The organism is Bradyrhizobium sp. UFLA05-112 (genome assembly GCF_053572325.1).
This window is the reverse complement of the sequence record NZ_JBANBK010000024.1, coordinates 50,856-66,158: the sequence shown is the minus strand read 5'-3', so window position 1 is coordinate 66,158 and position 15,303 is coordinate 50,856. Positions and strand designations below refer to the sequence as shown.

The following is a 15,303-nucleotide window of genomic DNA, read 5'->3' as shown; positions in this document are numbered from 1 at the left end:
AAGCAGCGCATGCGGTTCAATCGCTCGACGCCCACAAACCTGGTATTGAACATCCTCGTCGGCATTTGCGCATTGATCCTGGCCTTTCCACTTATTTGGATCGTAATGATGTCGTTGAAGCAGCAGGCCGAGGTCATGACCTGGCCGCCAAGCTTCCTGTTCTCGCCCACATTGGAAAACTTTCGCGTCCTATTTGATGTCGCGCAGGCAGGAGCGACCAGCTACGGCACTATCAAGGTCGATTTCCTCACGCCGATTACGAACAGCGTCATCATTGCGCTTGGCTCCGTCTTCATCTCTCTGCTCGTGGGAGTGCCTGCCGGCTACGTCCTGGCGAGGCGGGACATACCGCTCAAGGAAGACATTGCGTTCTTCATTCTCGGATTCCGTTTCGCCCCTGTCCTCCTGGTCGTCATCCCTCTCTTCAGCGTCTTCCAGACGATCGGATTGTATGACACCTATATCGGTATGATCTGGGTCTATCAGGTCGTCACATTACCAATGATCGTCTGGCTGAGCCGCTCTTATATCGAAGATATCCCAAAGGACATCGAGGAAGCGGCTGCCATGGATGGTGCCAAGCCCTTCCGGATCGTGCTGCACATCGTGCTGCCGCTCTTGAAACCGGGCCTGATCGGTGCCTCGCTGCTCATTTTCCTACTCGCCTGGCACAACTTTGCCCTTGGTCTGATCCTCTCCTCGACCAAGGCGCCCGTGACGGTCGCTCTTCTCAAATTGCTCAATCCGGGCGTGCAATTCTACCCTGTTATGGCGGCAGGCCTGGTCGTGACGATGATCATTCCCGTCATTCTGATCGTGATCGGCCAACGCCACCTCGAACGTGGCCTTACCTTCGGTGCTGTAAAATGAGTGCCAGGCCATTGATGTTCTTCGGAACGACCAATCTGGATCTCAGCTTCAACGTCGAACGCCTTCCAACGCCGGGCGAAAGCCTGATGGGTACGCTCACCCGCAACCCCGGAGGGAAGGGCGCCAACCAGGCTGTCGCTGCCGCTCGACTTGGCCTTCGGCCACATTTCTACACACGTCTCGGTGATGATGATGCCGGTCATTCCCTCTTGCAGTCATTGGGTGAGGCTGGCGTTCGCCCGGACGCGATCAAGATCTGTCCTGGAGAAGTCTCCGGTTCGGCCCTCGTTCTGGTCGGTGATGACGGCTCCAACATGATCGTCATAGACCCTGGCGCCAATCTGAACGTGGGGCCGGAGATGGTGGAGAGCGCGGCCGAATTCATCGAGCTCGATGCGATTGTTGTTGCCGAAATGGGTATGCCGATCGCGGCGCTCAACCGGCTCTTCGAGCTGAAGCGCGATAAAGGCTTCGAGCTCATCTTTAACCCGGCGCCAGTAAGGCCAGGGCTTTCATCGGCGGCGTGGAGAAGCGTCGATTTCGTCACACCAAACCAGACGGAGGCTTTTGAACTGACGGGCATCGAGGTCGACGACTTCGACAGTGCCGCATACGCGGCTTTGCGGCTTCTTGATCTCGGGCCAAGCGCCGCGCTGATCACTCTGGGGGCGCAGGGCGCCTATTATGCCGACGCGACGCGCTCTTTTGCTCTGCAGGCTTTTCCCGTCAAGGTCGTCGACACAACGGCGGCCGGAGACGCCTTTAACGGAGCATTCGCCGCATCACTGGCCCAGCGGTTGCCTCTAAGGGAAGCCGTAAGGAAGGCGCTGGCTGTCGCCGCCCTGTGTGTGACACGGCGCGGCGCTCAAAACTCCATGCCCAATGCAGAGGCGGTTGACGAGTTTCTGAAATCCCAAACGATCTTGGAGTTGGAATGACCACACGGTTCTCAGTTTCCGATAGAACGGTCCTCGTCACCGGGGCCGGGGGCGGCATCGGCTCGGCCATTGTAAATGCATTTAGGGCGGGAGGGGCGAACGTCCTTGCCGCCGATGCTAACCTGGACAATCTCGAAGACATTTTGGCAAGCTTGCCCTATGGCAACGGCGCATTGCCGATGGCCATGGATGTCTCGCGTGAGGACGATATCGCCAGGGTTCTCGATGAGGTTGCCAGACGCTTTGGCCGACTCGATGTGCTGGTGAACAATGCCGGTATCAAATCTGCCCAGCCGCTCCTGAACGGCAATGCAGAGAAAATCGAGCGAACTATCCAGGTCAACTCGGTCGCTGTTTTGCGCTGCTCAAAACTGGCGATCGACCGCTTCATGAAAGCCAGGGGCGGCCGCATCATCAACGTCGGCTCCTCACTGTCCTCGCAGGGGGCAGTGTTCAACTACCAGGCCGGCGGCGCAGATTATTGCTTGTCGAAGGCGATCGTCCACGACGTGACCAAACTACTCGCCTATGAATGCGCGCCCCTTAAAATCAATGTGAACGCAATTGCGCCGGGAATTATCGATACGCCAATGCATGGGCGTCCGCGAGAGGAAACCGAAGCGCGCCACAGTGGCCGGATCCCCTTGGGACGGCTGGGGGTCCCGGAGGATATTGCTGGACTTGCCGTCTTCCTTGCGAGTCCGGCGGCCTCCTACATGACCGGGCAGATCGTTCACGTGAACGGCGGGATGCTGATGAATGGCTAGCAGTAGCTCTAAGATCGACTGGCCGCCAGTCGAAGCGATCATTTCGGATCTCGATGGGGTCGTTTATCGCGGGAACGCTGCGATAGCCGATGCTATCCAGGCATTTGGACAGTGGCAGGCGGCCGGATTGCCATTCTGCTTTGTCACGAACAATTCGACCCACACGCCGGAAGATGTCGTCCGCAAACTGGCCGGCTTCGGGCTTGTTATTGCACCCAAGGACGTCGTTACCAGCGCCATCACTGCGGCCGAGCTCGTCCGCGCGAAATACCGGGACCTCAACCGGGTATTCGTCATCGGCGCGCCATCGCTCGTCAAGGCTGTCAGAGATGTGGGGCTCGAGGTCACCGATCGAGCGGCGGAAGCGGTGGTCATGGGGCTGGACCGCCAGATCACACATGAGAAGCTGCGGATTGCGGTGGAGGCGATCCTGAACGGAGCGGAGTTCATTGGAACAAATCCCGATCTGCTCTTGCCGACCTCAGACGGATTCGAGCCGGGGGCAGGAGCTATGATCACCGCGGTGGCCGCAGTTACGAAAGTTGAGCCTGTCATCGTCGGCAAGCCCGAGCCGCATATGATCGAGACAGCACTTTCGCGTCTTGGAACCCCGCGCAATACCACATTGATGATCGGTGACCAGATTCCGACCGATATTCAGGCAGGCAGGCGCGCGGGCCTTCCGACCGTGCTGGTCACGACCGGGGTGCCGCCCCGGGAGGATGCGTTCCTGGCGCCGCCCGATTTCATCGTTTCTTGCCTTGCGGAGATTGAGGTGAGGCCGGCGCCGGCAGGAAGCCCGCGACAGAGGAGAGCCTGATGGCTGACGTCCGTTTGGAAGGGGTCAATAAAGCCTACGGGACCATCCAGATATTGCAAAATATCGACCTGACCATCGATCATGGCGAATTCGTCGTGTTTGTCGGACCATCGGGGTCGGGCAAGTCGACGCTGCTGCGGATGATCGGAGGGCTGGAGCGCATCAGCGGCGGGCGGCTCTTGATTGATAACGAGGTCGTCAACGACGTTGATGCGGCCGACCGTAACCTCGGCATGGTGTTTCAGAGCTATGCGCTTTATCCGCACATGACCGTGCGTGAGAATCTGGCCTTCCCTCTGCGTATGGCCAAAGTGGCGAGAGCCGGGATCGATAGCAGGGTCGCTGAGACGGCATCGCTGTTGCAAATCGATCATCTGTTGGATCGCAAGCCTCGGCAGCTCTCTGGCGGACAGCGGCAGCGCGTGGCGATTGGGCGCGCCATTGTGCGCGAACCCAAGGTGTTCCTGTTCGATGAACCTCTTTCAAACCTGGATACGGAATTGCGGGTGCAGATGCGGGTCCAGATCGCCAAGCTCCACAAGCAGCTTGGAAACACCATGATCTATGTGACGCACGACCAGGTCGAGGCCATGACCATGGCCGACAAGATCGTGGTGCTCAAGGATGGCAATATCGAGCAAGTAGGCACCCCGCACGATGTCTATCACAACCCGGCATCCCGGTTTGTGGCCGGATTTATTGGCTCGCCCAAGATGAATTTTCTCGACGGCCACATCGAGGCAGCTCACAAGGCGGGCATGGACGTCAAGCTCGATGCAGGCGCCACGGTCTCCGTCCCCGTCCAACCGGATCAGTTGCTCGTCGGAAAACCGATCACGCTCGGAATTCGTCCGGACGATTTCTCTCCATTCGCGGCGGAGGAGAGGGAGGTCGCAATTGAGCTCGACGTCGATCTCGTAGAGCATCTTGGAAGTGTCACCTACATCTACGGAAGTGCTGGCAAGGCAGCCGTGGTTGCAAAGGCGCCGAAGCCCGAGCCGCCGAATGGGGTTGGCAAGGTTCGTCTTGCGGCTTCGCCAGCGGACTGCCATCTCTTCATGACGAACGGAAAAGCACTCCGACGCTTGCATGCGCCGGCAAATTGGAGCTAGTTTTCGAAAGCCTGCCGTGCAGGAGGCGGGGCCGGTATGCACATGCGGACGGACTACGTAAAAAGCGGCGGGATCAGGCAGTTCTTCCGAAACTCCCGTTCGTTTGTGCTTGGCGCGGCAATCGGATCGGGCATGACTGCGCGCGCTGCCGAACGCGCGGGCGCGGATTTCGTGCTTGCTCTTAATGCTGGCCGTTTTCGCGCTATGGGTGGCTCTTCGCCTGCATCAATTCTTCCAATTCGCGATACCAATGAATTCGTGGCTGGCTTCGGCCGTACCGAAATCCTGCCCTCGACAAAATTGCCGGTCTTTTTCGGGGCCTGTACCTTCAACCCGCAGCTCGATATCGACCGCTTTCTCGATCGCATCATCAGGTGGGGCTTTTCCGGAGTCACCAACTTCCCTTCCATCATCCACATTGATGACTACAGAAGGTCACTGCTTGAAAAATCCGGTCTTGGCTATGCGCGAGAAATTGCGTTCCTGGTGAAGGCCTCAGAACGCGGCCTGATGACGATTGGCTATACGCGGACCCAATCCGAAGTAAAACGAATGGTTGACGCCGGCACTGGAGCTATCTGCATCAACTTCAATCTCAACCGCGGCGTGGAAAGCGGGTCCGAGCCCCTGATCAGTCTGTCGGAGCTTGCCGCGCGAACGAGCGCTGTTGCGCGTGCGGCTCAGTCCATCGACAGAAACGTGATTTGCCTGCTTGGTGGTGGGCCAATAACCAAGCCCGACGAACTTTTGGATATCTGCCGCGAAACGGGCGTCCAAGGCTTCATCGGCGGCTCGTCGCTCGACCGCGTCCCGCTTGAAATGTCGGTCCTTGAGGTGACGTCGGGCTTTAAGACCATTCACTTACTACGGGAAAAGGTCGATCTCCTTGAGCGCCAGCTTCAATTGAGCGGATTCAGGCACGGCGTCATCGCGCAGTCCTCAATCATGAAACGCGTGCTCGAGACTGCAAGGCGCTTGGCCAGCAATCCCAATCCCGTGCTCGTTTGGGGCGAGGCGGGGTCAGGCAAACGACGAATAGCCAGCCTCGTTCATGCCTTTAGCGATCGGAAGCACACGAAGCCGGCGCTGTTTCATTGCCGCCCCGGTCCGGCCATCGATATGGTCGGCACGCTCTTCGGCGCCGAGGGCGACGAGAACAGGAGACGCCAACTATCGCTCCTGGAAGCCGCAAGCGATTCTTCGCTCTTGCTGATGCATGTCGATCAGCTCCCGAAGGATGGGCAAGAGCGGCTCGCCGACTATCTCGAGACGGGAAGCTTCACGCCGCTGAACGGCGTATCCGCTGCAAGGTCAAACGCCCGGATCATCGCAACCGCCACAGTGGCTCGGGCAGCCGGTTTGGAAAGTGTTCTATGTCCCCGCCTCCTTGCCTTCTTTGTTGGGCTCGATATAGGGCTACCCGCGCTATCAAACCGGCTGGAGGACCTTCCGCAACTCATTCAGCATTTCACGGTTGAGGCCAAGGGAGACGCGAACGCGCAAACGCTGGCAATAGAAAAGTCTGCATTCTTGGCGCTAGCGGACCATCATTGGCCCGGAAACTTGAGGGAATTGCGCCAGATCGTCAACCAACTTGTCGCTCTGAAAGACACGCATATAATCGCAGAGGTGCTCAAACCCTTGTTGAACGCAGCGTCCCCCGCTAAGCCCACATCGGCATTCTCTGAGCGCGAATGGATCATCGAAGGGTTGAAACGAAACAAGCTTCACCGCGGAAAGACAGCCAGGTCTCTCGGGCTTTCAAGAAAAACCCTGTACAATAAGATGAAGAAGCTGCGGATCCTGGAATAACCTCGTGGCGCTTAGGTTTTTTGCACTTTGCGCTTCGAGCTCGACCCGTCGACGAGCGCGAACGTGGGGACTGTCGATTTCCGCGGACTAAGGCTTGCCAGCTCCATCTCTTCGTCAATCGTCAGGTTGAGAGCTTCCTCCGGTAAATAGATGATGCCGTCGAGATGCGAGCCAAGTTGCCTCTCTGCCGTTGTGATCTGAGAATCGTTGCCGGCGGCGAACAAGATCTTGAATCCCAGGCTCGCAAACCATTCCATTCGCCGAAGTTCGAGCTCCTGTCCGGTGTCAACCGGCACGCCGTCGGTCGACCGCTCAAGAAGGGATGCAGGTGGGAAGTTTATCACCCCCGTCATCCCGGCTTCGTTCAACAACTCGGCAACATCCTCCCAGCACGCGAAGGGATCGATCATGATGATTGCCGCATAGACAGGAGCGTATGTCCTCCGCAGTGCGCGCAAGTCTCGAAAAAGGCAGTCATTCCAGTCAATGACGGGCAAGGTGGCCATGACGAGCATGGAGCCTTGCGGAAGGCTTCGCAAAGACGGTGCATAGATTTCCACGGTCGCGCGTTTTGGTGCGGCCGACAGGCGGGTCGCAACTTTGCCAATAGGGGGCGCTTTCACGGCTTCTACCCAATATTACCCGTTTGGACGTTGCACCGATCTTATACGCGGTTTCAGCCCGGTCTAGATCACCTGGTATTCAGAGCGTTCTGCGGAGAAGGATTCTATTGACTGGGTGCACTGGGGCAGAGGTCCAGGATGAGAAGCTTGTTGAAGCCGTTGCTAACTTTGAATAGCTCAATTGTGTATTGCGATGCCACTGAGGGCTCGGGGCTAAGCGCGGGGCAGGGGATCGCGCACAGCATGTTTCAGTCCGATAGCTCGTGACAGGCAATCCGCCGGAACGAAGCCTTTTCCTCATCTGCCCCAGGCCGAGATACCGCTTTCCGGCGCTGTTCTGGGAAGAGCCCAACGTAGACAAACCGGGTCAAAGGCCTGCGGCGCGCTTCGCAGCGCCAAACGTGCCCGCTGGCAGACCGGTTGTCTGCCTCCTCCCTTGACTTGAGCCGCTGTTGGAGAAGCTCCGGCAGCGGCATCTTTTTAGCCGTCCGGGAGCTTCGTTGGCAGCGCGACCGCGCGCGAGCGTTACAAGGACGTCGCAGGCATCTTACGCCCTTGCGTTTGTGGCTTTCGCCGTGCATCCCTCCGCAGACGCCCGGACTCGATCGCCGGTGCCGCTCGAGATTTCTCAAGGGGGGGCAGGGCGCGACGAAGGCTTCGACTAGCTGTCGCCACGGCACGAGGGGGCAACGACGACCCGTCTCATCTATCGCAGCTTGTCGAAACTCGGCACCCACAAGGAACGAGGTGCTCTCCACGCGGCTCGCTTCTGGTCCTGCTCGTCGCAAGGCCAGAATCACGCAAAGGATCTTATCTGCCTTGGTACTTTGGTGGCCGCTTCTCAAAGAAGGCGTTCATTCCCTCCTGCTGATCAGAGGTGGTGAAAGCAACCCGGATCGCTTGACGTTCGAATTCGACGCCGGCATCGAGGGGCATTTGAAAGGCGGCTAAAACTGCAGCCTTGGCAAGCTCCGCCGAACGAGGCGGCTTGTGAGCGATCATGTCCGCGATTTCGAGGGCTCGCGCCTGTGCATGACCGGTTTCGACGACTTCGGCGATTAACCCCGCCTGCAACGCTGTACGAGCCGAAATAGACTGGCCGCTAAGGATCATCAGCATCGCCAGGGACTTGCCCGCCACACGCGTCAACCGTTGGGTCCCGCCGTCACCGGGCAGAACTCCAATGTTGATTTCAGGTTGCCCAAAGAGCGCGCCTTCGCCTGCGACGACGATATCGGCGAGCATCGCAAGTTCGTGACCACCTCCAAAGCACACCCCTTCTACGGCAGCAACAATCGGCTTCTGACAGTTCGTGATGTCGCGCCAATCGTTGCGCCGGACAGGATTGTTAATGGCCTCGAAGCCACGCAGCTGCATTTCCTTGATATCCGCGCCGGCAGAAAAGTACGCGTCGGTCCCGCAAAGGACGATGCAGCGGACGTCCTCATCTGAAATGGCTTCCCGCAAGGCCGACGCGAGCGCCGCGATCAGCTCATTGCTGAGTGCGTTTCGCTTCGCCCGCCTGTTCATCGCCAAGAGACGGACGTGCGCGAGCGGGGAGGTGCACAGTACAAGTTCGGATTTTGGAATCACGAAAGAAATCTCCAGAATAGCTGGGAGAAAACCCAGAACTTGACCTTAGCTTGGATAGCGTGACTTGCCCCCAGCCCCGGGGACCCAGAGCGCCTCTCGATTTCATCCATGCTCCCGAGCAATCAGGACAAGGCCGGCGTGTCCTCTCGACTACGGACGACGTAGGTGGGCATCGATCAAAGTTTTTGGCGGACCTAGCCGAAAGCCTTTCTGCTTCTTGCCTCCTGGATCGCGTGCTCCGAGAAGCCAAAGGACGACAGAACCTCGTTGGTGGCCGCGCCAACAGTCGCCGGGTGAATGCGCACGGCCGGAGGGGTTCGGGAGAGTCGGACCGGCAGCCCGGCGAGCGGCACCGGTCCGCGCCCGGGCACTTCGACCTGCCACATGATGCCGTTCTGACTTGCCTGAGGATGGCTGATCGCCTCCGGAATTTCATTCACAGGTGAGCAAAGCAGGTCTACGGCTGCTAAGCGTGCGAGCACTTCCTCAGTCGTCAAGTGCGCAAAGGCGGGCTCACAATGATGTTGGATCGTGGCCAGATTTTCGATCTGCTTTTCACGCGTGGCGAGTTCGGGACGCGCACTTATGTCCGGTAGGTTGAGCGCCTGGCATAACAAACCAAGAGGATTGTCGCGAAATAGCATCACGACGGCAACCCAGCCGTCAGCAGTCCTGACGAGCATCGCCTGGCGTATCCAGTTGGTTTTCACGCCATAGATGCTCTCACTGGCGATCTCGCACAGCTGCATCGCAAGTGAAACGTCGAACAAAGACGTCGACACCATTTGTCCGCGGCCTGATTTCTGCCGCTCGATCACGGCCGCGAGGATGCCTTGGACGAGCGACATGGCCGCGCCATAATCGACAATAGGAGAGTTGGTCAGCTGCGGAGGCTGGCGCTCTTGCAGTCCGCCCCGTGCCAGGCCGCTAAACGCCTGCGCTAGCATGTCCTGACCCGGCCGATCTGCAAGAGGACCAGCTTCCCCGAAACCGAAGCCTGCGCCATAGATAAGACGAGGATTGCGCGCGCTGAGATCGCCATAACCAAGACCCAGCCGTTCCATGACGCCGGGCCGGAAATTATGCATTAACACATCGGCGCGACCGACCAGCGTCAGGAGGATCTCCAAAGCGGCGGGGTTCTTCAAATCCAGGGCGAGCGTTCTCTTGTTCCTGCCCATCGCCGCGTAATAGGCACTCATCCCGCCAAGGCGGGTAGCTTCAAAATCGAGACCGCGTGTGATGTCACCCTGCGGTCGCTCGATCTTGATGACGTCTGCGCCGAGATCCCCCAACACCTGTCCGGCAAGCGGCACCTGCATGACCATGCCGACTTCCAGGACCACCAGGCCGTGAAGGGCGCCCCCGCTGTCGGAGGCAGTAGATTGATCGATCACGTCAGGCCTTTCTCACGCTGTAGGAGAGCCCGCTCCCATTTGACTTGGCCCAAACGCTATCTCGGCCCTTAGCCTACGTCAACATTATACTATCTCAATATCAGATTGATATATCCCAATAGCGCGTTCTTGCGATGGGCACCTGAGGCGGAGGCAGCTTGATCATCGAAGTTTGGAGCGGCGGTTTGCGACATTGAGCAGCTAAGCGGAAGTTAGCTGTGGCCGCCGGAGAGGGCCGGGGGCGTGCAACCGATCAGAGCGGGACGGCGCTCGGGGGCGAAAGTTTTTCGAATAACGGATGCTAGAGCCAGCTGAGCACTAGGCTCTTGGCCGGGATAAATATCGCGTTCACCGTCGCCATTGGTCGTTGTGAATCCTCTGAGACCTCTTTCAGCGTCACGGCGTCTGGGTGTTTTCGCATAAGCGAGGAGGGCGAGGAAACGAAGCCGACTAGCTGGCTGACCTTCAGGGTATTCGGCGTGGCGACGTTGAGTCTGCTCTTCGCCGTCTTTCTGATGCCGCTGCAAGCGCTACGATGCTTCGCGTTCCGCTCAATCATCTTTGTCCAGGTCCACCGGCAACTATCCCGATCGAAATTTGAGGATTGATGTCCAGGCCGTGCCTCGAACAAGATTCGATTGACCGACGTGGCGAAATTGAATCGAGCGGCATGCGTTTAAACGTGATCCAGAGACCCTTGGGATCTGGAACGAACAAAGCGGCACACCGGGCCTCAGTGGCGTCTCGTTGAGAGCGCGCGAGGTAAGTCCCTTCGCACAACTCAGATGATTGACATACTTGCTTCGTTTCCGACCTCTAATGCGGCTGCGACCTGACGGAGCGCCCATTCGAGATCTTCGATGTTTTCGGGAACGCCGATCGAGATCCTCAGCCCCGAGATCAAGGAGGGCTCAACCAGGAGAGCCGAAGGAGGCGTTGTAATAACGCCGCGCTGCAATGAACGGGCTGCCACCTGCTGTGCAGTGTCGCTTGGCAGGTCCAGCCAGACATGAAAGCTTGCCGGGTGGTCTGGACGTATGTGCGGCCTGAGTATTTGGGAGGCGAGCTTCACGCGCTTCTTCGCCTCCTGGACCAGAGACTGCTTCACACGGGCGGCCGTTCCGGTCCGGATCCATTCCGACACAATGAAGGACGAGATTGGCGAGGCCATCCAGCAGGTTGCGCGCATCGCTTGATGAATCTGCGCAAGGTACGGCTCGGGTACGACGAGCATGCCGATACGCAAACCCGGGGCCAAGCACTTCGATAGGGTGTTGACATAGAAGGTTCGCTCCGGCGCCAACGAGGCGAGTGGCTCGCTCGCCTCGTCAAGAAACCCATAGGCGTCATCTTCAATGATCAGGATGTCGCGCTTCCGTGCGATCCGCACGATCTCGCGGCGGCGCGCCGCACTCATGATCCTCGCCGTCGGGCTCTGTATGGTAGGAATGGCGAAAAGCACCCGCGCTGTCCCGCTAGCGGCCGCTTTGTCGAAAGGCCCGGGAAGCAATCCTTCACCGTCCATCGGCAGTCCAATAAGCTCGAGCTTTGCGAAATGCGCGAACGACTTCATACCATGATAGGTGCCGGCTTCGACAAAGACTTTGTCCCCAGGCTGGCAGATCGAACTGAGTGTCAGCGATATCCCGTGCTGTGCTCCGTTGGTAATGACAAGGTTGTTCGGATTGGCATCGAAACCTGTTTCGCGAAATAGGTTGGCGAGTTGCTCCCGGTGTTCTGAAACACCCGAGTGGGACAGGTATCCCACGTAATCGGAAATATCGGCCGTCGGGAACGTTGATGAGCTCTCGGCGAGCACCTTGGGCAGTAATGATGGGCCCGGAATGTTGAGGCTTAGATCAACGACCTTCCCGCCAGCCGCAGAGCTTGGGCGCTGTGATGCGACAAACGTCCCCCGACCAACGTGTCCGACAAGCAGCCCTCGCCGCTGACCCTCCGCATAGGCCTTGATCACCGTGCCGACACTGAGGCCAATATCTTCAGCCAAATCACGCTGGGTCGGTAGCCTCGTTCCGGCGGCAAGAACTCCTGCTGCGATGTCCCGCTCGACAGCTTCGAGTAGCCGGAGAAAGAGCGGAGCGTTGCCCGCCCGCAGGTGAGGATGCCATTTTTGCATTTTAATTGCTTATCTCAAATTGCCCATAGATCGCTATGCCAATCTTTGGCGTAGCTGATTCCAACTTACAATGGCAGCACCCTGACGATTTCCTGTTGCGCATCCGCAGCGAGGGGGTTGCGCAGCGGCCGCCCGAAGGTCGGAGACTCGATTTCGAACGTGTCGCCGCCCTGTAGCCGGACGCCGGCCGAAAAGCTTAAATTGCTTGCTCCGAAAAAATAGATGTGGATGTCCCCGGGACGCCGAAAAGCGCGGTACTTGAAGTGATGGTGCTCGAGGTTGGCGATGGAGTGAGACATGTTGCTCTCGCCGGAAATAAAATTCCCGGACCAAATAGGCGATCTGGCCCTCAGAACGCGGATCGTTCCAAAGACTTCGTCCGGAAGATCGCCCATGAGCAGCTCAGGGCCGTAGGAGCACTGCCGCAGCTTTGAATGAGCGAGGTACAAGTAATTCCTCTGCTCCATCACGTGATCTGAATACTCATTGCCAAGGCTGAAGCCCACCCGTAGGACCTCACCTTGTTCGCCGATCACATAGAGTCCGACAACTTCGGCTTCGTCGCCCCCATCTTCAGCGTAGGAAGGTAATGTGAGCGGTTGTTCGGGGGCGACCGCCCAGGAGCCGTCGCCTTTATAGGCCCATTCCGGCTGGACACCGAGCGCTCCGGGCGGCGGCTTTCCGCCGTCCACACCGAGCTTGAACATCCGCATCGAATCCGACAGGTCGGCTGCGGCCAACTTCGCATGCATGGCGTCTCGCGACTCGGCGCTACCGAGATGCGTAAGGCCCGTGACGGCGATCATGCACCGGGAGGGGTCCGGGTGATCGAGAGGCAGCAGCAGCCGCTTCTCGCTGACGATCGCATCGTAGTCGACCTGCTCCCCGAAACCATAGGTCTCGATGCACTCGGCGAGCGAAAGTCGCAGGCGTGCGGCCTCTAACGCCAAGTCGCGCACGCTAGCCGCGTTCTTCACTAAAACGGGGTCCGAATTGCCGGCTGCGAGAGCTGCAACATGGCGGCAACCGTCGGCAGATACAAATTGGATCAGTCGCACGGGGTTCAATTCCATTTCAGAGCGAGCCGCCAATTGCGGCAAGTCAGATTGTCATCCCAAATGGGATAGGTCAATCTGTAGCCAGATGTAGGTCAATTCTCGAAAATTCTGCAGATTTTGTAGGGGTTTATGGCATCGCCTCGTGAACTTACAGCACTCTTCAGGGGTGCTTTAGGAATATTGAGATAGCCTAATATATAAATGAAATGCGTCATTATTGACATTGCGGCAGCGCTATGTTGATCTTCGTAGATAATTGAGACGCTGCGCAAAGATGCAGCCCATGTTCCGGGGGTGAAATGGATCGCCGCAAGGTTCTTGCTGGATTCGCGACTGAGGCAGTTGGCGCCCTCGTGGCGCCTGCAGTACGCGTCAGCGCTCCCGTCGTGACGTGGCGTCTCCAATCAAATTTCCCGCGCTCGCTCGGCTCGCCTTGGTCTGTCGTGAAGACCCTCGCGGCCTACAGGATGACGCTGAGTGGCAGCAAATTTCGCATTCAATCCCTCTATCCGGTCGACTCGACGGTCGCAGCGATGGTATCGGCGCCCGCGATTGCGCAACGGAGCAGAGGGATTCGATCGAACGGGCTTCGACGTCAGCTCGCATGCGCGAACCGCCACTTGAAATATCTTGATGAAGAAAGGCGGAGCTGCCGCCTGCGGTCGCTTAGGCATCCGTTCGCACCGGTGCCGCCCGAAATCTCGCTGGGCTTGCTCAAGATCGCGGGTCTTCTGAATTCACACTTATTGCTCTGGGCTCGCTACGGCCAATGAGTGACCCGCGCTCTCGCGCGCCCCGAAATCCTAAAGAATTTGCAGCAACGAGCGGAAGCAGACACATGCAAACAACTGCACAACCCTCCATCGCACTCGTTCACCCCGACAAGCAAGTTACATCGAGGTCAATGACAATTGGCCTCGGCGGAGGCGTCGCGCTTGAGTGGTACGACTGGCAAGTCTACGGTTTCATGGCGGCGTTTCTTTCGCCGCACTTCTTTCCCTCCAATGACCCAATCGTCTCTCTGCTCGGTGGACTGGCGGTGTTCGGAGCGGGTTTTGTGGCGCGGCCGTTGGGGGCGGCTTTGCTCGGTCCAATTGCAGATCGCATCAGCCACAAACGCGTCATGATGATCGCGGTTACGGTAATGGCTTTGTCCTCGCTGCTGATCTCGGTCTTGCCGGCTCACAAGGACGTCGGGACCCTGGCCACCGTCGTGCTGGTTCTTCTTCGGCTCGCGCAAGGTCTTGCCACGGGCGCTGAGGCGGGCGTCGCTAACGCGATCGCGATCGAGTTGGCCCCGCCGGGGCAGGAGGGCCGGTACCTTGGTTTGATCAATGGTACATTCGTCATGCTGGGCTCAATCGGAGCCAGCCTGGTCGCATTTTTGGTGAGTGCTTCCGTTGCTCCTGAGGTCATGCGCGAGTGGGCCTGGCGTGTGCCGTTTGCGGTTGGTGGCGTGCTTGGTGTGCTTATCATCTTTCTTCGCCAAGCCATCCCGGAAACCTTGATCGCTCGCGCGATGCACCGCGCGGATGAGATGTCGCGCATTCAGGAAACGACCGGCGGCGTATGGAAGACGCTCTGGAGCGTTCGGTTGTCGCTTCTCGCTGCTATTTTGGTGGTCGGTTCCGTGCAGCTTGCGAACTACACGTATAATTTCGGTCTGCCCAACATCGCCAATGGGGTGTTTAAGGAGAATAGCACCTGGGTGTACGGCATCCTGACCCTTATGGGATTTTCCTGGATGATATTCTCACCGTCCATAGGCGCCTTTGCAGACAAGGTGCGGCCATCGCGCGCATTCATAATGATACGTCTGCTACTCATCCCATCGTTCTTCCTGACATTGCTCTATTCGCAACAGAGCCTTTTGACCTACTCAATTGTTATGCTGCTCGGGGGAGCCATGGTGGGCTGCAACATGGCGCTGTACAACTTCATAGCCACAACATTAATGCCGCGCACCGTGCGAACTACCGGCGTCGCGCTCGGCTATGCAATCGGAGCCACGTTGTTCGGCGGTACCACGCCGTATCTCCTCGTATGGTTGCAGCGCGAGAATCTGACTTGGATGTTCCCTATCTACGGATCGTTCATCGCGCTGTTGAGCGTTGTCGTCTACCAGATCGCCAAGAAGAGAGGCTGCGTCTACATAGGCGACTAGCTCGGTCTGCCC

Annotated in this window: 12 protein-coding genes; 7 read left to right on the top strand and 5 right to left on the bottom strand. The window is 58.3% G+C overall.

Annotated features, from left to right (window positions below; genetic code table 11):
* Window positions 1-9 precede the first annotated feature (9 nt).
* From SO180_RS16380 to SO180_RS16355, 6 genes are read left to right on the top strand one after another with little or no spacing between them, the layout of a single operon-like run.
* Window positions 10-870 (top strand): carbohydrate ABC transporter permease, encoded by an 861-nt coding sequence (locus SO180_RS16380; RefSeq protein ID WP_449379866.1) that lies wholly within the window; start codon window positions 10-12, stop codon window positions 868-870.
* A complete protein-coding gene (locus SO180_RS16375; RefSeq protein WP_449379865.1) occupies window positions 867-1,808 on the top strand; it encodes a ribokinase in 942 nt (313 codons plus the stop codon). The genes SO180_RS16380 and SO180_RS16375 overlap by 4 nt, the downstream gene beginning before the upstream one ends.
* Complete coding sequence (locus tag SO180_RS16370; protein ID WP_449379864.1) at window positions 1,805-2,575, top strand: SDR family NAD(P)-dependent oxidoreductase; 771 nt, start codon at window positions 1,805-1,807, stop codon at window positions 2,573-2,575. The genes SO180_RS16375 and SO180_RS16370 overlap by 4 nt, the downstream gene beginning before the upstream one ends.
* Window positions 2,568-3,395: an HAD-IIA family hydrolase gene (locus tag SO180_RS16365; RefSeq protein ID WP_449379863.1), complete on the top strand. Its 828-nt coding sequence runs from the start codon at window positions 2,568-2,570 to the stop codon at window positions 3,393-3,395. Before SO180_RS16370 ends, SO180_RS16365 begins: the two co-directional genes overlap by 8 nt.
* Window positions 3,395-4,507, top strand: a complete 1,113-nt coding sequence (locus tag SO180_RS16360; protein WP_449379862.1) for an ABC transporter ATP-binding protein — start codon at window positions 3,395-3,397, stop codon at window positions 4,505-4,507. The genes SO180_RS16365 and SO180_RS16360 overlap by 1 nt, the downstream gene beginning before the upstream one ends.
* Window positions 4,508-4,543: 36 nt before the next feature.
* Window positions 4,544-6,319 carry a phosphoenolpyruvate hydrolase family protein gene (locus SO180_RS16355; RefSeq protein WP_449379861.1) on the top strand — a complete coding sequence of 592 codons (1,776 nt, stop codon included), beginning with the start codon at window positions 4,544-4,546 and terminating at the stop codon, window positions 6,317-6,319.
* 11 nt (window positions 6,320-6,330) lie between these two features.
* On the opposite strand, the gene SO180_RS16350 is transcribed toward SO180_RS16355, so the two are convergent.
* The 5 genes from SO180_RS16350 to araD1 all read right to left on the bottom strand — a co-directional run bounded on the left by SO180_RS16350 (window position 6,331) and on the right by araD1 (window position 13,142).
* Window positions 6,331-6,942, bottom strand: coding sequence for a hypothetical protein (locus tag SO180_RS16350; protein ID WP_449379860.1), 612 nt, complete (start codon window positions 6,940-6,942; stop codon window positions 6,331-6,333).
* 810 nt (window positions 6,943-7,752) lie between these two features.
* Window positions 7,753-8,535 (bottom strand): enoyl-CoA hydratase-related protein, encoded by a 783-nt coding sequence (locus SO180_RS16345; protein WP_449379859.1) that lies wholly within the window; start codon window positions 8,533-8,535, stop codon window positions 7,753-7,755.
* A gap of 194 nt (window positions 8,536-8,729) precedes the next feature.
* Complete coding sequence (locus tag SO180_RS16340) at window positions 8,730-9,932, bottom strand: CaiB/BaiF CoA transferase family protein (protein WP_449379858.1); 1,203 nt, start codon at window positions 9,930-9,932, stop codon at window positions 8,730-8,732.
* Between the two features lie 781 nt (window positions 9,933-10,713).
* Window positions 10,714-12,069 (bottom strand): aminotransferase-like domain-containing protein, encoded by a 1,356-nt coding sequence (locus SO180_RS16335; protein WP_449379857.1) that lies wholly within the window; start codon window positions 12,067-12,069, stop codon window positions 10,714-10,716.
* A gap of 65 nt (window positions 12,070-12,134) precedes the next feature.
* A complete protein-coding gene (araD1, locus tag SO180_RS16330) occupies window positions 12,135-13,142 on the bottom strand; it encodes an AraD1 family protein (protein ID WP_449379856.1) in 1,008 nt (335 codons plus the stop codon).
* 823 nt (window positions 13,143-13,965) lie between these two features.
* Here araD1 and SO180_RS16325 point away from each other — a divergent pair.
* Window positions 13,966-15,291 carry an MFS transporter gene (locus SO180_RS16325; RefSeq protein WP_449379855.1) on the top strand — a complete coding sequence of 442 codons (1,326 nt, stop codon included), beginning with the start codon at window positions 13,966-13,968 and terminating at the stop codon, window positions 15,289-15,291.
* The last annotated feature ends 12 nt before the right edge of the window (window positions 15,292-15,303 follow it).